We start from the raw sequence: 20,891 nt of genomic DNA, 5'->3' as shown, positions 1-20,891 counted from the left end.
ACCTGCGCCAAGAGGATATCGACGTCGGCGGGCGACCTACCCACATTTTCCCGCATGCGCGGCGTCCCCGCAGGGGACCTAGCGACTGACCTGCCACAACCACCAGAGATCAACCCGGAAGGTCATGACTCACCGCAGCCGGGAGATCCATTACCAAGAACCGATCAAGAACCGTCGATTTCGGTGGAACCAGATGGCAAAAAGATGCGTCCGATGGAACAGAGATCGAAGAGACGCAGACGCGCAGGTCGGGCACCTGGTTTACCGGCAACCGGAGAGATCTTTGTTACGAATGGGACACATGGAGCCCCAGATTTCCGTGGTTTTTTCGTGACATTTCGGTATGGAACACACCAGAATGCCTCTTCGACCCCCGTCACCAACCCCCACGGAGGACCACGTGCGCAGACAACTCCAGGCACTCGCCTGCCTCGGAAGTCTGGCGGCATTGAGCACTCCGGTCACCGCCGCACATGCGGAGACCCAGCCCGACCCCTGCCGCGTTGTCGCGGCGACGCCCTATCTCGACGCCAACGGCGTCGTCAGGGGCGGCGCCGCCCGGACGGGCTGCGACGACCGGGCGCGGCTGCGCGTCCGCATCATCCAGGAGCGCTCCGGGCCGGACCGGCTGATCAAGAGCGGTTCGCAGCTCATCACCAACGGCAGCGTCGTGGCCGGTGTCCGCTGCAGCGACGTGCCCCGCCGCCTCTACGTGACCGCGACCGACTACCGGGGCAACTACCACCGCTCCGCGGCCGCGGCGCTGTCCTGCAACAGCACCCCGACCCCCACGCCCACCCCCACCACCACGATGACGGCGACGCCGACGCCGACTGCCACCCCGACGAGCACGCCCACCGGTGGCGCCTCGACCATCGAGGACGAGGTCGTCAAGCTGACCAATGCGGAGCGCGCCTCCGGCGGCTGCAAGCCGCTCACCCACGACCCGCAGCTGCGCGCCGCGGCCGAGGGCCACTCGGCGGACATGGCGGCCAAGGGCTACTTCGACCACACCTCCCCCAACGGCCGCAACCCCGGCGACCGCATCAAGGCCTCGGGCTTCTCGCCCGTCACCGCCTGGGGCGAGAACATCGCCAAGGGCCAGCGCACCGCCGCCGACGTGGTTCGGGGCTGGATGAACAGCCCTGGGCACCGCCAGAACATCATGAACTGCAACTACACCCACATCGGCGTCGGCCATGACGCGAAGGGCCCGGTCTGGACCCAGGTGTTCGCCCGCCACTGACGCCATTTCCCCGCGTCGGGTAACCCCACAGCCCACCCCGACGCAACCCAGCGGGCCCGCCCGTGCCTCCCCCTCCGCACAAGGGAGCCGCAGGCGGGCCCGCACCCTTTCGGGGGCGTACGGCTCTCGCGACACCGCACCTGCACCCCTGCACCCCTGCACCCGACGGGCCTCGCATTCACCCACACGGACCGCAGCCTCGCGAGCACTCCCAACCTGCCGAGCACCGCCACAGACGACAGCCTCGCATTCACCCACACGGACCGAACGCCGCGCGAGCACTCCCAGCCTGCCGAGCCCCTGCAGGATGGCGGGCCTCGCAGGCACCCACACCGACGGCAAGCCTCGCCTCACGAGCGCCACCTCGATGACGGCGCACCTCGCCGGACCGCGAGCACCCGCGCAGGACGGCGGGCCTCGGAGAGGGGAGCGGAAGGCCAGGCCGGAGCGAGTTCGCCGCGCACGAGTCGCCCCGGATGTCGTCCGTGTGGAGCAACCGGTCGAGAGTCCCCACGCACCGGTTTGCGTCACCCGCGATCCAATGCAGCACGCGTCAGGCACCGGCCGCGTCACACCGCGACCCGATGCAGCACGCGTCAGGCACCGGCCGCGTCACACCGCGACCCGATGCAGCACGCGTCAGGCACCGGCCGCGTCACACCGCGACCCGATGCAGCAGACCCGATGCAGCAGGCGTCACACACCGGTTTGCGGCCCGATGAGGCCGGTGGCGTCACACCGCGACCGGCTCCTTGGCGCCCGCCTCGAACTCGGCCATGAAACGCTCCTCGTCAAGAGCGTCCACGGACCGGGCCGTGATCCGCTCGATGTCCCCCCGTTCGGCCGCCGGAAGCGGCCTGCCCACCGACTCCCTGGCCGCCGCAGCCGCTCCGAGCAGCCGGGCAGCTCGCCGATGCTCGCCCGCCAGCGACGCCGCCCCCGCCATCCCCTCCAGCGCCAGCGCGATCGCCCGAGGATCGGAGGTGGCGCTGGCGTGCGTGTGGCTCTCCCGGTGGAGGGACATGGCCCGCTCGGCGTCACCCCGCAACTCGGCGATGAACCCCAGCTCGGCCAGCAACAGGGCGGCCCCCGACTCCCCCTCCATCTTCGTGATCCAGTCGAGCCAGGCGCGCAGGTGCTTCTCCGCCGTGTCGAGCCTGCCCTGCCGCCTGGCGCTGAGCGCGAGCCCGATCTCGGCGAACTGCTGGGCGTAGGGGTGGGCATGCGCGACCGCCAGCCGCGCGGCCCGCTCGTGCAGGTCGTCGGCCCTGGCGTAGTCGCCCTTCAACAGCGCGATGCGGCCCAGCCCCGACATGCACCTGGAGACCTCGAACCACAGATCCAGCTCCTCGGCCATCTCCAGCCCCTGGGCGTGGAGCGTGGCGGCCCTGTCGTAGTCGCCGTCGATCTCCGCCAGCATCGCCAGCGGCTCGACCGCCTGCAGCACGCCCCAGTGGTCGCCGAGCTCCCTGAACAGCTGCGCGCTGCGCTCGCCGTCACGCTCGGCGGCGGCGAACTCGCCCCTGATCATGGCGTGGAAGGCGCGGGCGACCAGCGCGGCCGCGGTGCCCCACCGGTCGCCGATCGTCTCGAACGTGGCGAGCGACCTGCCCACCAGCCGCTCGCTGTATGCCGGGTCGCCGTAGCCCCACAGGGCGAACCCGACGAGCCACTGCGCCCTGGCCAGCGCCAAGGGGTCTCCTGCCGCTTCGAGGACGGCGAGCGCGGCCTGCGCCCGCTCCCCCGCGTCGACGGGGCTGCCCAGCCGCATCGTCAGGCCCATCTCCCAGATCTCGGCCTGCGCCCTGAGCGCCGCATGCCCAGCCTCGTGCCCGGCCGCGCGCCCCGCCCCGTGCCCAGCCTCGTGCTCAGCCTCGCGCCCCGCCCCATGCCCGGCCTCAGAGACCCGCTCATCCCGGACCGGGCCCGCGTGCGGCGACCCGGGGCTCTGGATCGACAGTGCAGTGGCCAAGGCCCTGCGGCCCTCGTCGAAGCGGCACCGCAGCAGGAAGTATCGAGCCATGGCGTTGGCCAGGCGCAGCGCGGTCTCCGCCGCTCCCTGACCGGCCGCGGTGTCGAGCGCGGCGCGCAGGTTGGCGCTTTCGGCGTCGAACGTGGCGAGCCAGCACGACTGCCCGTCGCTGCCCGGATCGAGCCCTTCGGCGAGGGCGAGGTAGTGGCGGGCGTGGCGGCGCCGTACACAATCGAGCTCGGACTCCTCCTCCATCCGCTCCAGGCAGTAGGCGGCGACCGACTCCAGCAGGCGGTAACGGGTGCCCTGCGCACCGGTGACGGTGACGACCAGCGAGCGGTCGACGAGCCTGGCCAGCAGGTCGAGGACGTCGGCGGGGCGCACCCCCTCTCCCGAGCACACCGCCTCCGCCGCCTGCAGCGTGCAGCCGTCGGCGTGTACGGCCAGGCGGCGCAGCACGATGCGCTCGGCCCCGGTGAGCAGCTCCCAGCTCCAGTCGATCATCGCCCGGAGCGTCTGCTGCCTGGCGGGAGCATCGCGCCTGCCCGCGCCGAGCAGGCGGAACCTGTCGTCGAGCCGCTCGGCGAGCTCGGCCGGGCTGAGCACCCGCATGCGCGAGGCGGCGAGCTCGATCGCCAGCGGCAGCCCGTCGAGGCGGCGGCAGATGGCCGCGATCGCCTGCGCGTTGCGCTCGTCGAGGGCGAATCCGGGCGTGGCCGCGGCCGCCCGCGCCGCGAACAGCCGCACAGCGCTGGCGGCGGCGGGGTCGTCGGCATCGGAGGGCAGGTCGAGCGGCCGCACCGCCCACACCCGCTCGCCGTCGATGGCCAGCGCCTCCTGGCTGGTCGCCAGGACGCGCAGCGAGGGAGCGGACCTCAGCAGCGTCTCGGCGACGGCGGCGACCTGGTCGACGACGTGCTCGCAGTTGTCGAGCACGAGCAGCGCCCGCTTGTCGCGCAGCACGTCGACGAGCCGCTCGGTCGCGTCGGCGCCGCGCCTGCCCGCCGCCCTGTCGTCGCGCACGCCCATCACGGCGGCGATGGCGTCGACGACGCTGACGCTGGACGGGCGGGCACCCAGCTCGACCAGCCAGACCCCGTCGGGGTGGGGACCGTCGAGCTGGGCGGCCACCTCCAGGGCGAGCCGCGTCTTGCCGACGCCGCCAGGCCCGGTCAGCGTGACGAGCCGGTGGGACTCGACCAGCGAGCGCACCTCGGCCGTCGCGCTCTCCCTGCCGATCAGGCCGGTCATGGGCACGGGCAGGTTGGTGCGGGTGGCGGGCGCCGGGTCGAGCGCCGGGTCCTGCTCCAGGATCGCCTGGTGGAGCGCCACCAGCTCGGGCCCGGGGTCGAGGCCGAGCTCGTCGGCCAGCAGGGCGCGCAGGTGGGCGTAGCTGTCGAGGGCCTCGCTCTGCCGCCCCGCGCCGTAGAGGGCGCGCAGGTGGAGCGCCCGCAGCCGCTCCCTGAGCGGCTGCTCGGCGACGAGGTCGGCGAGCTCGGCCGCGAGCAGGGCGTGCTCGCCGAGCGCCAGCCTCGCCTCGGCCTGCTCCTCGACGGCCACCAGGCGCTGCTCGGCCAGCCGGGCGCGCAGCGGCCTGACGAACTCCTCGTCGGCGACGTCGGCGAACGGCTCGCCCCGCCACAACGCCAGCGCGTCGGCCAGCAGCGCCGCCTTCGTGGCCGGATCGTCGCCCGCCAGGGCCTGACCCACGAGCGTCTCGAACAGGTCGGCATCGAGCGCGCCGGGATCCACTCGCAGCACGTAGCCCGCGGGGGCGAAGGCCAGCCGCTGCCTGCCGTCCCGCTCCGCCTCCTCCAGCACCCGGCGCAGCTGGGACACCTTGACCCGTAGCGCGGCGGCCGGTTTGCCCGGCGGGCTGTCGCCCCACAGGTCGTCGATCAGGCGATCGGCCGGGACGGGCCGACCGGCGTGGGCGAGGAGGTCGGCCAGCAGGACACGGACCTTCACCTCAGGTATGCGGAGCGAACGCCCCTCCGTCGACCAGACCGCCAGCGGGCCGAGCACCCCGAATCGCATGTCGCTCAAGGTAACAAAGGCCACCGACGATTTCGGTGCGGCTATGGCCGCACCCTAAGCAATCCATAACCGCCCGTCTCCAAGCTGATCACCATGAATCCCACCAAGAAGGCAGTAGTGACCGGCGGCACCCACGGCATCGGCCTCGCCGTGGTGAAGGCGCTCCTGGCGGAGGGCGCCGAGGTGGTGCTGACCGGTGCCAACGAGAAGAACGTCGAGGCCGCGCGGAGCGAGCTCGCCTCCGACAGGGCGCACGTCCTGCGTTCCGACGCGAGCAGCCTGGCCGACATCGATGCCCTCGGCCGGTACGTCGAGGACACACTCGGCAGCGTCGACTTCGTCTTCGTCAACGTCGGCTACGCCGAGACTGGACCGATCGAGCAGGTCACCGAGGCGGTCTTCGACAAGATCTTCGGCATCAAAGTGAAGGGCGCCTTCTTCACCACCCAGCGCCTGCTGCCGCTGGTGAACGAGGGCGGCTCGTTCGTGTTCACCACCGCGGTGCTCGACGGGCTCGGCTACGCGGAGACCAGCGTCGCCACCGGGTCGGTGACCGCCGTCAGGGGGTTCGCCAAGGCGCTCGCGGCCGAGTTCGTGCCGCGCGGCATCCGCGTGAACGTCATCAGTCCCGGTTTCACCCAGACACCCAGCATGGGCTTCGTGACGACGAACGACGAGGAGAAGGCCGCCATCCAGAAGCAGGGCGAGGAGCTCACCCCGATGAGCAGGCACGCCGCGCCCGAGGAGATCGCCGCGGCCGTGATGTTCCTCGCGTTCGACGCCACGTTCAGCACCGGCATCATCCTGCACGCCGACGGCGGCCTCGGCCAGGTCATGGCCTGACATGACCACCAGCCGTTGGAGGGCGCTGCCCATCCTGCTCGTCGCCGCGTTCGTCACCACGCTCGACTTCTTCATCGCCAACGTCGCGCTGCCCGCCATCCGCGCCGACCTCGGCGCCGGCGAGTCCGCGACCCAGCTGGTGATCGCAGGCTACGGCCTGGCGTACGCGGCCGGTGTGATCATCGCGGGACGGCTCGGCGACCTCCACGGCCCCCGCAGGGTCTTCCTGATAGGTCTCGCCCTGTTCACACTGGCCTCGGCGGCGTGCGGGGCGGCGCCCGGCCCCGCGTTCCTCGTGGCGGCGCGCATCGCGCAGGGCTGCGCGGCGGCGCTGATGGCGCCGCAGGTGCTGACCCTGCTGCGGGCGCTCTACCCGGGCGCCGACGGGGCGAAAGCCTTCGGCTGGTACGGCACGGCGGTCGGCCTGGCGGGCGTCAGCGGCCAGGTCGTCGGCGGCGCGCTGGTCGCGACGGACCTGGCCGGGCTGGGGTGGCGCACCTGCTTCCTGGTGAACGTCCCGATCGGCCTGCTCGCCCTCGCCACCGCCCGCCACCTCCTCCCCACCCCGACCACCCCAACCCTCGGAAACCCCACCTCGTCCACTTCAACCCCCGGAAACCCCGGTCCGGCCAATCCGCTCTCCGGAAACCGCACCACGACCACCACCCCGACCTCCGGAAGCACTCCGACCTCTGGAGGCCTCGACCTGATCGACGCGAGCCCGGCGGGGGTCGGCGAGCCGGTCACGGCCGCCTCAGGAAGGCGTCGCGGGCTCGACCTCGTGGGAGCCGCCCTGCTCGCCACGGGCCTGGTCGCGATCGTCTTCCCGCTCGCCCACGGCCGGGAAGCTGGCTGGCCCGCCTGGTCGTGGGCCTGCCTCGCCGCCGCGGTCCCGCTCATGGCCGCGTTCGTCGCCAGGCAGAAGCGTCTCGACAACCCTCTGCTCGACCTGTCCGTGTTCGGCAACCGCCGGTTCGTGCTGGGGCTGGCCGCCGTGGCGCTGCTGTTCGGCTCTTCGTCCGGCCTGTCGTTCCTGCTCGCCCTCTACCTCCAGGACGGCAGAGGCCTGAGCCCGATGGCCTCGGGCGCGGTGTTCACGGCGGTCAACGCCGGTTTCTTCGCCGCCTCGCTGTGCGCCAGGCGGGGCACCGGCTCCCGGCTCGTGAGAAGGCTCCCCGTGGCGGGCGCGCTGGCTCTCGCGGCGGGGCTGCTGTGGAACTTCCTGGCGGCCGACGGCCGCCCGGCCGCCCTGCTGCCCGGGCTGTTCGTGGCCGGGGCGGGGATGGGCCTGGTGATGTCGCCGCTGCTGTCGATGGTCCTTGCCTCGGTACGGCAGGCGCACGCGGGCGCGGCGGCCGGTGTGCTGGGGACCGTGCAGGAGGTCGGCGGCGTCCTCGGTGTCACAGTGGTCGGCCTGGTGTTCTTCGGCGCGCTCGACGCCACCGGCTGGACGAACGCCGCAAGGGCCGGACTCGCGGTGCTGGTGGTGGCGGCGCTCGGGGCCTCGGTGCTGATCTGGCGACTGGTGGAAACGGGAGGCGCGGTCCGTGACGGCGAGCAACCACGCGCGCTGGAGGAGCGTCCCTTGGACGGAGGCTCGCCGGTGACCGCGGAGGCGTCGGGCCGGGCTTGCCGTGCAGACGAAGAAACGGAGAGCGACACAAGCCGGTCGGCGCGGCGGACAGACCTGCAGACGGCGAGCGACGCGCACCCGACCGGCGCAGCGGACAGACGGCCTACCGGCCCGAAGCGGACCGCCATCCCGTGCCGATTCCCGACCGGCCCGCGGCACACCGCCGCCCCACACAGATCATCGACCCACAGGGAGCCGGTCGGCGCCGCGAAGGAGGGGTGACGCCGGCCCGGGATCCGGTCTTCACGAGGAGGATTCCGACGTGGGGGCCGGTCTTCACAGGGAGGATGCCGCGGGGCCGGGATCTCCACATGGGAGACCCCGGCCCCGCGCCGCGTCAACGATCCGCCGGTCAGCCCTCGGACTTGAGCCAGCTCATCATCGGGCGCAGCTTGGCGCCGGTCTTCTCGATCGGGTGCTCGGCCAGCTCCTCGCGGTGGCGGGTGAACTCCTTCTGCCCGCCCTCGAACTCCTCGACCAGCTGGCGCGCGAAGGTGCCGTCCTGGATCTCGGCCAGGATGCGCTTCATCTCCTTCTTGGTCTCCTCGGTGACCACGCGCGGCCCGCGGGTGTAGCCGCCGTACTCGGCAGTGTCGGACACCGACCAGTACATCTTGGACACGCCGCCCTCGTACATGAGGTCCACGATCAGCTTCATCTCGTGGAGGCACTCGAAGTAGGCGACCTCGGGCTGGTACCCGGCCTCGATCAGCGTCTCGAAGCCCGCCTTGATCAGCTCGGACACGCCACCGCACAGGACGGCCTGCTCGCCGAACAGGTCGGTCTCGGTCTCCTCGGTGAAGGTGGTCTTGAGCGCGCCCGCGCGGGTGCCGCCGATGCCCTTGGCGTAGGACAGGGCCAGGTCGAGGGCCTTGCCGGAGGCGTTCTTCTCCACCGCGACGAGGCACGGCACGCCGCGCCCCGCCTGGTACTGGCGGCGGACGAGGTGGCCGGGGCCCTTGGGGGCGACCATGGCGACGTCGACGCCCTCGGGCGCCTCGATGAGGCCGTAGCGGATGTTGAGGCCGTGACCGAAGAAGAGCGCGTCGCCCTCCTGGAGGTTCGGCTTGATGTCGTTCTCGTAGATGCCGCGCTGGAGGTGGTCCGGCGCGAGGATCATGATGAGGTCCGCCTCGGCCGCCGCCTCGGCCGGGGTGACCACGCGCAGGCCCTCGGCCGCGGCCAGGTCCCTGCTCTTGGAGGTCTCGGGCAGGCCCACGCGGACGTCCACACCGGAGTCGCGCAGGGAGAGGGCGTGGGCGTGGCCCTGGCTGCCGTATCCGATGACGGCCACGACCCGCCCCTGGATGATCGACAGGTCGGCCTGGTCGTCATAGAAGATCTCGGTCACGTGCATAAACCTTTCAGGCGGTTTTCAGGCGGTACGGTCCAGTGCCCTGAGGGACCGGTCGGTGATGGAACGGGCGCCGCGGCCGATGGCCACCATGCCCGACTGGACAAGCTCCTTGATGCCGAACGGCTCCAGCACCTTGATGAAGGCCTCGAGCTTGTCCGGGGTGCCGGTGACCTCGATGGTCACCGCGTCGGACGCCACGTCGACGCAGCGGGCCCTGAACAGCTGGACCAGCTCCAGGACGTGCGACCTGGTCTCGGCGTCGGCCTTCACCTTGATCAGCATCAGCTCGCGCTGCACCGACTGGGAGCTGTCGAGCTCGACGATCTTGAGGATGTTCACCAGCTTGTTGAGCTGCTTGGTGACCTGCTCCAGCGGCAGTTCCTCGACGCTGACCACGATCGTCATGCGGGAGATGTCGGAGTGCTCGGTCGGCCCGACGGCCAGCGAGTCGATGTTGAAGCCGCGCCTGCTGAACAGGGAGGACACGCGGGCCAGGACGCCCGGCTTGTTCTCCACGAGCACCGACAAAGTGTGTTTACTCATCTTCGCTCTCCCACGTCGGCGCCATGTCCCGCGCGATCTTGATGTCGTCGTTGCTCGTTCCGGCGGCGACCATCGGCCAGACCATGGCGTCCTGGTGGACCACGAAGTCGACGACCACCGGGCGGTCGTTGATCTCCATGGCCTCCTTGATGACGGCGTCGACGTCTTCGGGCCGCTCGCACCGCAGACCCACGCAACCATAGGCCTCGGCCAGCTTGACGAAGTCGGGGATCCGGAGCTTCGTCTGCAGGTCGGTGTTGGAGTAGCGCTGGTCGTAGAAGAGCGTCTGCCACTGTCTGACCATGCCGAGGTTACCGTTGTTGATGACCGCGATCTTGACAGGCACGCCCTCGATCGTGCAGGTCGCCAGCTCCTGGTTGGTCATCTGGAAGCAGCCGTCGCCGTCGATCGCCCAGACCGTCGCTCCCGGCTTGCCCATCTTGGCGCCCATCGCGGCCGGGACGGCGAAGCCCATCGTGCCGAGGCCGCCGGAGTTGATGAACCTGCCGGGGTTCTCGTAGTCGATGAACTGCGCGGCCCACATCTGGTGCTGCCCGACCCCGGCGACGAAGTAGGTCTCGGGGCCTGAGATCGCGCTCAGCCGCTGCATGACGTACTGCGGGGCCAGCGAGCCGTCGTCGAACTCTTCGTAGCCGAGCGGGTAGGTCTCCTTGTAGCCGTTGAGCGTCTTCCACCACTCGGCGTAGTCGCCCTTGCGGCCCTCCGCCTCGACGGCCGCGATCATCTCGGTGATGACGTCGCGGGCGTCGCCGACGATCGGGACGTCCGCGTGGCGGTTCTTGGAGATCTCCGCGGGGTCGATGTCGGCGTGGACGATCTTGGCGTGGGGCGCGAAGGTGGCCAGCTGCCCGGTAACGCGGTCGTCGAACCGCACGCCCAGGCCGATGATCAGGTCGGACTGCTGGAGCGCGCCGACGGCCGAGACGCTGCCGTGCATGCCGGGCATGCCCATGTGCTGCGGGTGGCTGTCGGGGAAGGTGCCGCGCGCCATCAGCGTGGTGACGACGGGGATGCCGGTCAGCTCGGCCAGCCGCAGCAGCTCGGCCGACGCACCGGCCTTGTGGACGCCGCCGCCGACGTAGAGGACGGGCCGCTTGGACTCGGCGATGAGCTTGGCCGCCTCGCGGATCTGCTTGGAGTGCGGCCTGGTCACCGGGCGGTAGCCGGGTAGCTGCATGACGGGCGGCCAGACGAAGGTGGTGTCGGCCTGCAGCGCGTCCTTGGCGATGTCGACCAGGACCGGGCCTGGACGTCCGGTGGAGGCGATGTGGAACGCCTCCATGATCGTGCGCGGGATGTCGGCCGCGTCGGTCACCAGGAAGCTGTGCTTGGTGATCGGCATGGTGATGCCGGAGATGTCCGCCTCCTGGAAGGCGTCCGTGCCGATCATGCTGCTGGAGACCTGGCCGGTGATGGCCACGATCGGCACCGAGTCCATGTAGGCGTCGGCGATCGGCGTCACCAGGTTCGTGGCGCCGGGACCGCTGGTCGCCATGCACACGCCGACCTTGCCGGTCGCCTGAGCGTAGCCCTCGGCCGCATGGCCCGCGCCCTGCTCGTGCCGTACGAGCACGTGACGGACCTTGGTCGAGTCGTAGAGGGGATCGTAGGCGGGAAGGATGGCGCCGCCGGGGATCCCGAACACGGTGTCGACTCCCACGTGCTCCAGCGCCCTCACGAGGGCTTGTGCACCTGTCATCCGTTCGGTCATCGCTCGTTCCTTGCGTGGCGTTGAGCACTGAGGACATAAAAAATGCCCCGCCCGCACGGGGGTGCGGGGCTGGGGCGGCGCGCAGGTCGACGTGCTTCGCTAACGGCCTGCGCGCCGGCGAAGTACTACGAGAATCTCACTGCGAAGCATGGGACACACGATAGCCGCTCCTAGGCATGCTGTGTCAATTTGGTGGAACGCGCGTCTCACGATCCGAGACTTGTGAGATTGGTGCGCATGAGGGAGTCGACGCCGCGCGCCGCCATGGGCCTGGCCACGAGGTAGCCCTGACCTCGGGTGCAGCCCATCTCCCTCAGCAGCTCCAGCTGCTCGGGCCGTTCGATGCCCTCGGCCACGACGATCAGGCCGAGGTCGTGGCCGAGCCTGACGATCGTGCGGGTGAGCAGCGTCAGCGTCTCGTCGCGGCCGAGGCCGGAGACGAACGAGGGGTCGATCTTGATCATGTCGACGGGGAGCTGGCGCAGGAAGGCGAGCGAGGCGTAGCCGGTGCCGAAGTCGTCGATGGCCAGCCGTACGCCGAGGGCGCGCAGCTCCGACAGCCTGCTGATCGTCTCCTCCGCGTCCTCGACCAGCATCTCCTCGATCACCTCAAGGGTGAGCGCGGAGGCGGGCAGGCCGCTTTCCTCCAGCGCCTCCGCGATGGTCTCGACGAAGCGCGGCGCGGTGATCTGCCTGGCCGACAGGTTGAGCGACAGCCCGATGTCCCACGAGGACGCGCGCCAGGCGGCCACCTCGCGGCAGGCCTCGCGCAGGATCCACTCGCTCAGCGGCACGATCAGCCCGGTGTCCTCGGCGGGGCCGAGGAACTGCTCGGGCGGCACGAACACCGACCCCCGCCACCAGCGCACCAGCGCCTCGACCGCGGTCACCCGCGAGGTGGCCAGGTCGACGACGGGCTGGTACTCGATCGCGAACTGCTCCTCCACCAGCGCCCTGTGCAGGTCGGCGGCCAGTTCGAGCCTGCGCACCACGTCGGCGTGCATGTGCGCGGCGAACACCTCGACCCTGCGCCCGCCCAGCTCCTTGGCGCGTGCCATCGCCACGTCGGCGTTGCGGATCAGGTCGCCCGCGGGCACGCCGTCCTCGGCGAAGGCCACGCCCACGCTCGCGGTCAGCGCCACGTCGCGGTCGGCCACCCTGAACGGGTCCTGTGAGACCGCGCGCACCAGCCGTTCGGCCACGTCGACCGCGCCCTGCGCGGCCTCGGGGCCCGTCTCCACCAGCACGGCGAACTCGTCGCCGCCCCAGCGGGCCAGCGTGTCGTCGGGCCGTACGGCGCCGCGAAGCCTGCGCGCGGCCTGGCCGAGCAGGTAGTCGCCGCTGGCGTGCCCCACCGAGTCGTTGACCGAGGTGAACCCGTCGAGGTCGAGGAAGATGACCGCGGTGCGGCCCGCCTGCCTGCCCTCCAGCACCTCGCGGGTGCGCTCCTCGAAGTAGGCGCGGTTAGGCAGGCCCGTGACGCCGTCGTGGAAGGTCAGGTGGGCGACCTGGTTGCGCAGCGCCTCCTCGTCGCTCACGTCGCGGGTGGTGACCAGCAGCAGCTCCTCGCCGCCGACGTGGCGGGTGGCCACCGACTCGGTGGGCCGCCAGGTGCCGTCGGCCGCCCGCACCCTGCAGGCGATCAGGCAGGCGCCGGGCTCGGCGGGGTCTTCGTCCAGGCCCATCTGGCGCAGCGCCAGCTGGATGCCAGGCACGTCTTCGGGGTGGATGTAGTCGAAGATCGAACCGCCGACCAGGTCGTCGGGGCGGTAGCCGTAGGTCACCTCGACGCCCGCGCCCATCTCGCGCACGACGCCCTCGTAGTCGCACACCAGGACCACGTCGCCGGTGCTCTCGGCCAGCTCGCGCAGCTGGCGGTCGCCGAGCGCGACCAGGTGGCGCATCCGGGCGGTGGCGGTTACCAGCACGAACACGCGCACGACCAGGATCACCACCACGGAGGCGGCGATCAGGGCGACGCCCGTGACGGGCGGCCCCTTCAGGTTGAGCAGCGTCGCGGCCGCGGCGATCACGACCAGGCACAGCGGCACGATGGCGATCAGGGTGGCGGCGATCTGGCCCGTGGGCGCCGTCGACTCCTCGTCGCCCGCGTCGATGATCCGCGCGGACCTGCCGCTCCACGGCAGGGCGGCCAGCAGCAGGAAGGCGACGGGCGCCAGCAGGAGGCTCCACCTGGGCGGCTCGACGCCGCCGAGCCTGGCGACCGCGCCGGCCAGCTCGCCGATCGTCGCCGCCGCGAGCACGGCCAGGCCCGCGAGGCCGAGCGGCCACAGCGGCGACCTGGCGGTGACGACCACGGGCCCCACCGCGCAGGTGACCAGCAGACTGACCAGCGCGGGCACCAGCGTGATCATGAACGTCGAGGAGTCGCCCACGTCGAGGTAGAGCGGTTTGAGCGCGATCACCCAGCTGATCAGGAAGAGGGCGGCGGCGCACAGGTAGGCGTCGGTCAGCTGTCTCAGCACGACGCGCGCGTGCATGGCCCGTCCGGCGGCCAGCACGCACCCCCCGGCCAGCAGCACGGTGGCGACGAGGACGAGCAGGTCGGAGAAGTTGACCGCCAGGCTGGAGCCCGCGACGGGGCGCAGCACCACGCCGAACAGCCACACCACGGCGGCCGAGCCGAGCCAGCGCGCGGCCGGACGGTGCTGGGGCGCCATCCGTACCGAGGCGACCAGCAGCGAGACGGCCGCGAGCAGCGCGGCCAGCCCTCCCGCGACCGCGGCGGTCGTCAGGGCAGGCGCACCCGCGAAGAGAGCGGCGGCCATCCCCGCCACACCTGTCGCGGCTGCGGCGGCCAGCGGCGCCCGTGGATCACGCCAGCGGATCAATGTCGTTGCCCATCCCGTGTCAAGTCAGCTCACGTGACTGCCGGAGTCCGGCAGTCGCACATCGCCAGTGTGTGCTCTTCCGGGTGCGCGGGGGACGACAACCGGGCAGTCGTCACCGATCTGATAACCATGAGGACCACTTTGCTCCGAAGATCGCCTTGACAACAGGTCATGGATGGCTGTCGCGGAATCATCGATGACGACCACCGTACGTACCGAAGGTCACGAGGCAGACACGTTCGGGAATCCCTTTGTCAGTACGACTCTGTGATCACGTTCTTCAGCGGCTCGCCCGCCAGGTATCGCAGCAGCTGGGAGCGGATCAGGCGGAGCGCGCGGCGCGTCGAGGCGGGGGTGCTGCCCGCCACGTGCGGCGTGAGGAGCAGCCCTGGCGCGTTCCACAGCGGGTGCCCGGCGGGCAGCGGTTCGGGGTCGGTCACGTCGAGCGCGGCCCTCAGCCGTCCCGAGACGAGCTCGGCGACCAGCGCGTCGGTGTCGACCACCGTGCCCCTGGCGGCGTTGACCAGCAGCGCGCCGTCCTTCATGCGCGAGAGGAAGGCGGCGTCGACCATGCCCGCGGTGGCGGAGGTCGCGGGGACGAGCAGCACGACGGCGTCGGCGTCGGGCAGGAGGATGTCCAGCTCGTCCATGGAGTGGACGCCCTCACGGGCCGTCCGCGCCACCCTGACGGTCTCGACCTCGAAGCCGTCGAGCCTGCGTTCGAGCGCCGCGCCGATGGATCCGTACCCGACGATCAGCACCCGGGCATCGGCCAGCACGCCAGTGTGGTGGTAGGCCCACTCGCCCCTGCGCTGCGCGTCCACGAAGTCAGGGAAGTCTCTCAGCATCGCGATCATCGCGCCGACCGCCCATTCGGCCGTGCCCGCGTCGTGCACCCCCCGCGCGTTGCACAGCGTCACCCCGTGGGGCAGGTGCGGCCGGTACGGCTCCACGCCCGCCGTCACCGTCTGCACCAGCCGCAACCGCTTCATGCCCGCCATGAGCCCTGGCGTGTCGCGCACGGGGATCAGCGGCGGGATCCACACCTCGACCTCGTCGGCCCCCTCGGGCGGGGGACCGTCGCCCTCGAAGACGACGCACTCCGCATCGGGCAGATCGGCCAGCACGTCGGCGGCGGCCTCGGACGGCACCCAGATCTTCATACGCGGAACGTTAGTACAGGCGAGTATGGGCACATGAGGTCCATCTTCACGATCATGATCGTCTCGACACTGGCCGCGGGATGCGCCGCGGCGCCCGCCGAGGTCGGCGGCGTGCGCCCTGCCGGTACGGCGACGCCCTCGACGGCCCCCGGCGAGCCCCGCACGGTGGCGCGGGATCTCCAGGTGCCGTGGTCGATCGCCTTCCTCGGCGACGGCGACGCCCTGGTCACCGAGCGCGACCGCGCCAGGCTGGTGCGGGTGACGCCCGCGGGCAGGGTCACCTCGCTGGGCGAGATCGACGGGGTCGAGCCCGACGGCGAGGGCGGGCTGATGGGCGTCGCGGTGAAGGACGACCGGGTCTTCCTCTACTACACCGCCGCCTCCGACAACAGGATCGTCCGCTACCGCCTCACCGGCGACCGGCTCGCCGACGCCAAGGTGATCGTCGAGGGCATCCCGAAGGGCGGCATCCACAACGGCGGCAGGCTCGCGTTCGGACCCGACGGGTTCCTGTACGCGACCACGGGCGAGACCGGCGACCGCCCGCTGGCGCAGGACCGCGACTCGCTCGGTGGCAAGATCCTGCGGATGACCGAGGACGGCGCGCCCGCGCCCGGCAACCCGTTCGGCACCCTCGTCTACAGCTACGGCCACCGCAACGTGCAGGGCCTGGCGTGGGACCCGGCGGGGCGGCTGTACGCCTCGGAGTTCGGCGCCCAGTCCTACGACGAGGTCAACCTGATCAAGGCGGGCGGCAACTACGGCTGGCCCGAGGTGGAGGGCGTCGGCTCCGACTCCGGTTTCGTCAACCCGATCGTCACCTGGGACACCTCGGAGGCGTCCCCGTCGGGCATGGCCTACGCGAAGGGCTCGCTGTGGGTGGGCGCGCTCCAGGGCCGGCGGCTGTGGCAGGTGCCGCTGGGCGAGGACGGCTCGGCGGGCACGCCGGTGGCCCGCTTCGAGGGCACGTACGGCAGGCTGCGCGCCGTCGCGACCGCCCCGGACGGGAACAGCCTGTGGGTCGGCACGAGCAACCGCGACGGCAGGGGCGACCCCCGCGACGGCGACGACCGGATCCTGTCGGTCCCGATGAGCTGAGGCGGCGGGTCACTCCAGGTCGTCGGACTCCGGCTTCACGCAGGTGACCTTGGGCCCCATGCGGTAGACGGTCGTCTTCTTCTCCCGCTTGACCTCGGCCCCGTCCTTGGTGATCACCCTGGTCACGTCGATCGTGAACCCGTCGTGCGGCTCCTGCGGCGTGCAGTCGGGGCTGTCGTCCTCCTTGCTGGTGAAGGCGACGTGGTTGCGCTTGGGCGAGGAGATCGACTCGACCTTGTCGTACCGCTTGGTGCTCCACAGCGTGACCGTGATCGAGCCGCCGGTGTAGGAGGTCTTCACCAGCACGCCGTACGGGGAGTCGTTCTTCCACTTCAGGTCCACTGTCGGCCAGAAGACCGTCGCCTCGCGCCCGGCCGGGTACCTGGAGATCCAGTACATGTGCGCCAGGTGCTCGACGTCGTCGAACCCGCCGAAGTAGGCCGCGTTGTACATCGTGGTCGCGAACTGGGAGACGCCGCCGCCGACGCCGTCCTCCATCTTGCCCGCGACGATCTGTCCGGCAGGCACGTAGCCCTTGGCCGCGGTGCGCTCGCCGACGATGCCGTTGATGGAGAACGTCTCGCCGGGCTTGACGATGTGGCCGTCGAGGGTCCTGGCCATCAGCTGGATGTTGGTCACCCGCGGCGCGCAGCAGGGATGCTGGGTGGTGAAGGAGGAGACCTTCTGCTTGATGCCCAGCCCGCGCAGCTCGCTGTCGGTCAGCCGCGGCGAGACGACCGCCAGCTCCACCGGGATGGTACGGCTGCCGCCGCTCTTCAGCGCCTCGGCCACGTCGGTGGCCAGCTTCTTGTCGTCGACCCCCTTGCCCTTGCGCGCGGGGACGAGCTTGAGCTTGTTGCCGACGACGTCGTAGGTGGCGTCGCGGGGCGCCTGGGCGGCGTCGATCAGCCGGCTCTCGATCCCCGCGATCGCCTGTCGCGCGTCGAAGCGGGGTTCGAGCGCGCCCTCTCCGTCGGAGACGAAGGTGAGGTTGGCGGCGATGGCGGCGACCGGGATCTGCGCCTGCTTGCCGTCCCTGGTCAGGGCGATCGGCCCGGACAGCGCGCGGGTGGCGGTCGCGGCGGCGGCCTTGACGGCGGCGGACGTGGTGGTGGGCTCGTCGATCTTGACGGGCAGGTCCACCTTGTCGTGGGCGCCGAGGAAGGCGGCGCTGATCAGCTTGACCGCGGCGGCCTGGTCGAGGACGCGCCCCTCGCGCGGGGCGACGGTGACGGGTTGGAGTCCCTTGAAGGCGACCCTGCCCTCTCGCGCCTTCTGGTCGTACTTGGCGGCCAGCGCCTCGACGGTCCTGGCGAGCTGGGCCGACTCGATGGTCACCTTCGGCTCGATCGTCGTGGTGCCCGTCAGCGCCCGCCACACCTCGACGGGGCTCGGGAAGCCACTCGGCGCCTGCTCGATCGTGCCGACGACGTCGAGCTTCACGCCCGCCTCGTCGGGGTCGATGCTCTCCTTGCGGCCGTTCACCTCGACCGTGAGCGGCTGCTCGATCTTGGGCGCCAGCTCGTCGCGGAGCTTGTCGGCGGCCTCGGTCACGGTCAGCCCGCCGATGTCGACGCCGCCGACCCTGGTGCCGCGCAGCACCGAGTCGGACATGATCACGGCAGGGACCACGTAGGCGAGGACGAGCAGCACGCCGAGCACGACGGCGATCGCGGGCAACAGGCGGCGGCGCCTGGCGGGCGGGGGTGGCGGCGGGGGCTCGGCGGAATAGGGGCGCTCCTGCAGGCCGAAGACGGGCGGCGGCGGGGGCGCGGGCTCGTGGTGCTGCCCCTCGGCCATCGGCCACGGCTGCGGCGGATGCGCGACCGGGGGCAGCCCGGCCGGGCCGTCGGACGGCGAGCGCTGCCGGCCGGTGGGGCCGTAGATGTCGGGCGAGACGCCTGGCGGCAGCCCGCCGACGCGCGGCCTTCTACCGCTTCCCTGAGGGGGCGTGGGCACCGAGGCGAACGGGCCGGTCGGTGGGTCGATCGGTCGGGCGTTCCCCACGCCTCAAGCTCCTCCCAATCCGCTGCCTTTCCTCAGGAAACACTAAGGCACGGCTGATGCGATATGTACCTTGAATCAGGACATCCAGCGATAGCGGTGCTCAGGTCGGCCCGTCGTGCCGTACCTGGGGCGCAGCTCCGCCTTGCCCGCCGTACACAGGTATTCCAGGTAGCGGCGGGCGCTGACCCTCGACAGCCCGGTCAGCGTGGCGGCCTCGCTGGCCGACAGATCGCCGGCCGCCTCGCGCAGCGCGTCGGCGACGAGCGCGCACGTCGCCGAGGACAGACCCTTGGGCAGGGGCGCCCTCGTGACGCCGAACAGGCGGTCGATGTCATCCTGCCGCACCTCAGGGCCGATGGTGGTGAGCTGCTTGTGCGTGTCGGCGTACTGGGCGAGCCGCTCGGCCAGCGCCCCCGAGGTGAACGGCTTGATCAGGTAGCTGACCGCGCCGCCGCGCATCGCCGCTCTGACCGTGGGCAGGTCGCGGGCCGCGCTGATCATGAGGACGTCGACGCCGTGCAGCCTGTTCAGCACCTCCAGGCCCGACATGTCGGGCAGGTAGATGTCGAGCAGCACCAGGTCGGGATGGTGCTCGGCCACCGCCTCCAGCGCCGCCGCACCGGAGTGGGCGGTGCCGACGACCTCGAACCCCCGCACCTTCGCCACGTAGCCGCTGTGGATACGGGCCACCATGAAGTCGTCGTCGACGACGAGAACCTTCACGGTCATGGCAGCAGCGCCGTGAAAACGGCGCCTCCCGCGTTGTGGACGCGCACCCAGCCGCCCCTGCGCAGGCACGCCTGCCTGGTCAGGGCCAGGCCCAGCCCGCGCGGCCCCGAGTGGGCGGCCTTGGTGGTGAACCCCTCCCTGAAGACCTCCTCGACCAGGTCGGGGGTGATGCCGGGGCCCGAGTCGCCGACCCGCACGCGCAGCCCCTCCCAGGTGGCCATGACGGAGACCTCGATCGTGCCGGGCGCGCCGTCGAGCGCGTCGAGCGCGTTGGCGACCAGGTTGCCGACGACGAGCACGGCGTCCTGCGGGTCGTCGATGGCGTCCTGCGGCACGCAGGTGTCGTCGGCGAGCACGAGCGTCGCGCCGCGCTCGGCCGCCTCGGCCGACTTGGCCAGCAGCAGCGCGGCCAGCGTGGGGTCGGCGACGCGGTCGCGGATGCCGGTGGCGTAGGTGCCGCGCGTGGTGCCGGTGATGAAGCTGATCGCCGCGTCGTTCTCGTCCAGCTCCAGCAGGCCGACGACGGTGTGCATCCGGTTGGCGAACTCGTGGGCCTGGGCCCGCAGCGCCTCCGTCGTGGAGCTGGCCGAGTCGAGCTCGCGGGCCAGCCGTACGAGCTCGGTCCTGTCGCGCAGGGTGATCACCCAGCCGCGCTGCTGCCCGCGCACGGACACGGGCGTCCGGTTGAGCACCAGCACGCGCTCGCCGTGCAGCACGATCTTGTCCTCGCCCGGGTCGGCGCCGCTGAGCACGTCGCGCATCCGCTCGGAGACCGGCAGGTCGGTCAGGTCGCCGCCCACGCCCACGCCCACCTCGCCGAGCAGCTCGCGGGCGGCGTCGTTGACCAGCGTCACCCCGCCCTTCAGGTCGAGCGCGAGCACGCCCTCCTTCACGCCGTGCAGCACGCCCTCACGTTGCTCCAGGAGCTTGGCGATCTCGCCGGGTTCGAGACCGAAGATCTGCCTGCGGACCCGGCGGGCGATGAGCGCCGCCCCTGCCGAGCCCGCCACCAGAGCGGCCAGCGCCGTCCACAGCAGCGGCGCCAGCACCGAGGCGACCTGCGCGTCGACCTTCTCGACGAGCACCCCGACCGAGGTGAGCCCGATGACCGTGCCGTACTCGTCGAGGATCGGGGCCTTGCCGCGGACCGTGGTGCCGATCGTGCCGGTCTCCACGCCGACCCACTTCTCGCCCGTCCGCAGCACGGTCGAGCCGTCCGTGGACAACTGCTTGCCGATGAGGGCGGTGTTGGGGTGGGCGTAGCGCTTCTGCTCCCTGTTGGCGATCACGACGTAGTCGGCGCCGGTCTCCAGCTGGACGGCGGCCGCGATCGGTTGCAGGATCGTGGACGGATCCTGCGCGTCGAAAGCCTCACGCACCTGCGGCATCCCCGCCACCGCTTCGGCGATCGCCAGCGCCCGCTGCTGGTACTGCGAGTCGAGCTGTCTGCGGGTGTGCTGGGCCCACACGACAGCCGTGCCGCTGACGGCGAGCACGACGATCACCATCTGCAGCACGAAGAGTTGCGTGCCGAGTCTCACACGGCCATGGAAGCACCCGCAGGTCACGCAAGGGTCGCGACCAATATGACCTTTACGACGGCAAACGAGTAAAGGGTCGACTGCAGGGGATGTCCGTTTCACCATCCAGTATTCGAGATTGTGACACCCCCCTTATTG

At 71.3% G+C, this 20,891-nt stretch carries 13 protein-coding genes; 4 read left to right on the top strand and 9 right to left on the bottom strand.

From position 1 onward, the window contains the following. Nucleotides 1-400 precede the first annotated feature (400 nt). Nucleotides 401-1,246: a CAP domain-containing protein gene (locus ACFXJ8_RS25770; RefSeq protein ID WP_379646507.1), complete on the top strand. Its 846-nt coding sequence runs from the start codon at nt 401-403 to the stop codon at nt 1,244-1,246. Between the two features lie 733 nt (nt 1,247-1,979). Here ACFXJ8_RS25770 and ACFXJ8_RS25765 read toward each other — a convergent pair. Further along, nucleotides 1,980-5,255: a BTAD domain-containing putative transcriptional regulator gene (locus ACFXJ8_RS25765; protein ID WP_379646506.1), complete on the bottom strand. Its 3,276-nt coding sequence runs from the start codon at nt 5,253-5,255 to the stop codon at nt 1,980-1,982. A gap of 93 nt (nt 5,256-5,348) precedes the next feature. Here ACFXJ8_RS25765 and ACFXJ8_RS25760 point away from each other — a divergent pair, with 93 nt between their 5' ends. Next, nucleotides 5,349-6,098 (top strand): SDR family oxidoreductase, encoded by a 750-nt coding sequence (locus tag ACFXJ8_RS25760; RefSeq protein ID WP_379646505.1) that lies wholly within the window; start codon nt 5,349-5,351, stop codon nt 6,096-6,098. Nucleotide 6,099: 1 nt separating this feature from the next. Beyond that, complete coding sequence (locus ACFXJ8_RS25755) at nt 6,100-7,953, top strand: MFS transporter (RefSeq protein WP_379646504.1); 1,854 nt, start codon at nt 6,100-6,102, stop codon at nt 7,951-7,953. Between the two features lie 130 nt (nt 7,954-8,083). Here ACFXJ8_RS25755 and ilvC read toward each other — a convergent pair whose 3' ends face one another. The 5 genes from ilvC to ACFXJ8_RS25730 all read right to left on the bottom strand — a co-directional run bounded on the left by ilvC (nt 8,084) and on the right by ACFXJ8_RS25730 (nt 15,378). Next, entirely contained in the window at nt 8,084-9,073 is a 990-nt protein-coding gene (gene ilvC, locus ACFXJ8_RS25750; RefSeq protein WP_379646516.1) for a ketol-acid reductoisomerase, read from the bottom strand. A gap of 33 nt (nt 9,074-9,106) precedes the next feature. Then, a complete protein-coding gene (ilvN, locus tag ACFXJ8_RS25745; RefSeq protein ID WP_379646503.1) occupies nt 9,107-9,631 on the bottom strand; it encodes an acetolactate synthase small subunit in 525 nt (174 codons plus the stop codon). Beyond that, complete coding sequence (locus tag ACFXJ8_RS25740; protein ID WP_379646502.1) at nt 9,624-11,363, bottom strand: acetolactate synthase large subunit; 1,740 nt, start codon at nt 11,361-11,363, stop codon at nt 9,624-9,626. The genes ilvN and ACFXJ8_RS25740 overlap by 8 nt, the downstream gene beginning before the upstream one ends. Nucleotides 11,364-11,569: 206 nt before the next feature. Next, on the bottom strand, nt 11,570-14,152 hold the full coding sequence (locus ACFXJ8_RS25735; protein WP_379646501.1) for a putative bifunctional diguanylate cyclase/phosphodiesterase: 2,583 nt from the start codon (nt 14,150-14,152) through the stop codon (nt 11,570-11,572). 317 nt (nt 14,153-14,469) lie between these two features. Beyond that, complete coding sequence (locus tag ACFXJ8_RS25730) at nt 14,470-15,378, bottom strand: 2-hydroxyacid dehydrogenase (RefSeq protein WP_379646500.1); 909 nt, start codon at nt 15,376-15,378, stop codon at nt 14,470-14,472. Between the two features lie 33 nt (nt 15,379-15,411). Between ACFXJ8_RS25730 and ACFXJ8_RS25725 the strand changes: the two genes are divergently transcribed. After that, the gene (locus tag ACFXJ8_RS25725; protein ID WP_379646499.1) at nt 15,412-16,476 is read left to right on the top strand and encodes a PQQ-dependent sugar dehydrogenase; all 1,065 of its coding nucleotides are present in this window, start codon (nt 15,412-15,414) and stop codon (nt 16,474-16,476) included. A 9-nt stretch (nt 16,477-16,485) separates the two neighbouring features. On the opposite strand, the gene ACFXJ8_RS25720 is transcribed toward ACFXJ8_RS25725, so the two are convergent. From ACFXJ8_RS25720 to ACFXJ8_RS25710, 3 genes are all read right to left on the bottom strand, one after another. After that, on the bottom strand, nt 16,486-18,483 hold the full coding sequence (locus tag ACFXJ8_RS25720; protein WP_379646498.1) for a VanW family protein: 1,998 nt from the start codon (nt 18,481-18,483) through the stop codon (nt 16,486-16,488). Nucleotides 18,484-18,558: 75 nt separating this feature from the next. Beyond that, complete coding sequence (locus ACFXJ8_RS25715; RefSeq protein ID WP_379646497.1) at nt 18,559-19,212, bottom strand: response regulator; 654 nt, start codon at nt 19,210-19,212, stop codon at nt 18,559-18,561. Next, a complete protein-coding gene (locus tag ACFXJ8_RS25710) occupies nt 19,209-20,753 on the bottom strand; it encodes an ATP-binding protein (protein ID WP_379646496.1) in 1,545 nt (514 codons plus the stop codon). The genes ACFXJ8_RS25715 and ACFXJ8_RS25710 overlap by 4 nt, the downstream gene beginning before the upstream one ends. Nucleotides 20,754-20,891 lie beyond the last annotated feature (138 nt).

The organism is Nonomuraea sp. NPDC059194, from assembly GCF_042754765.1.
Lineage (GTDB): Bacteria > Actinomycetota > Actinomycetes > Streptosporangiales > Streptosporangiaceae > Nonomuraea.
The sequence above is the reverse complement of the archived record's forward strand: the minus strand, read 5'-3'. Positions and strand labels throughout refer to the sequence as shown.

Coding starts and splice junctions, on each gene's coding strand:
- ACFXJ8_RS25765 (WP_379646506.1), bottom strand. CDS start 5,255: ATGCGATTCGGGGTGCTCGGCCCGCTGGCGGTCTGGTCGACGGAGGGG.
- ACFXJ8_RS25760 (WP_379646505.1), top strand. CDS start 5,349: ATGAATCCCACCAAGAAGGCAGTAGTGACCGGCGGCACCCACGGCATC.
- ACFXJ8_RS25755 (WP_379646504.1), top strand. CDS start 6,100: ATGACCACCAGCCGTTGGAGGGCGCTGCCCATCCTGCTCGTCGCCGCG.
- ilvN (WP_379646503.1), bottom strand. CDS start 9,631: ATGAGTAAACACACTTTGTCGGTGCTCGTGGAGAACAAGCCGGGCGTC.
- ACFXJ8_RS25740 (WP_379646502.1), bottom strand. CDS start 11,363: ATGACCGAACGGATGACAGGTGCACAAGCCCTCGTGAGGGCGCTGGAG.
- ACFXJ8_RS25735 (WP_379646501.1), bottom strand. CDS start 14,152: ATGGCCGCCGCTCTCTTCGCGGGTGCGCCTGCCCTGACGACCGCCGCG.
- ACFXJ8_RS25730 (WP_379646500.1), bottom strand. CDS start 15,378: ATGAAGATCTGGGTGCCGTCCGAGGCCGCCGCCGACGTGCTGGCCGAT.
- ACFXJ8_RS25725 (WP_379646499.1), top strand. CDS start 15,412: ATGAGGTCCATCTTCACGATCATGATCGTCTCGACACTGGCCGCGGGA.
- ACFXJ8_RS25715 (WP_379646497.1), bottom strand. CDS start 19,212: ATGACCGTGAAGGTTCTCGTCGTCGACGACGACTTCATGGTGGCCCGT.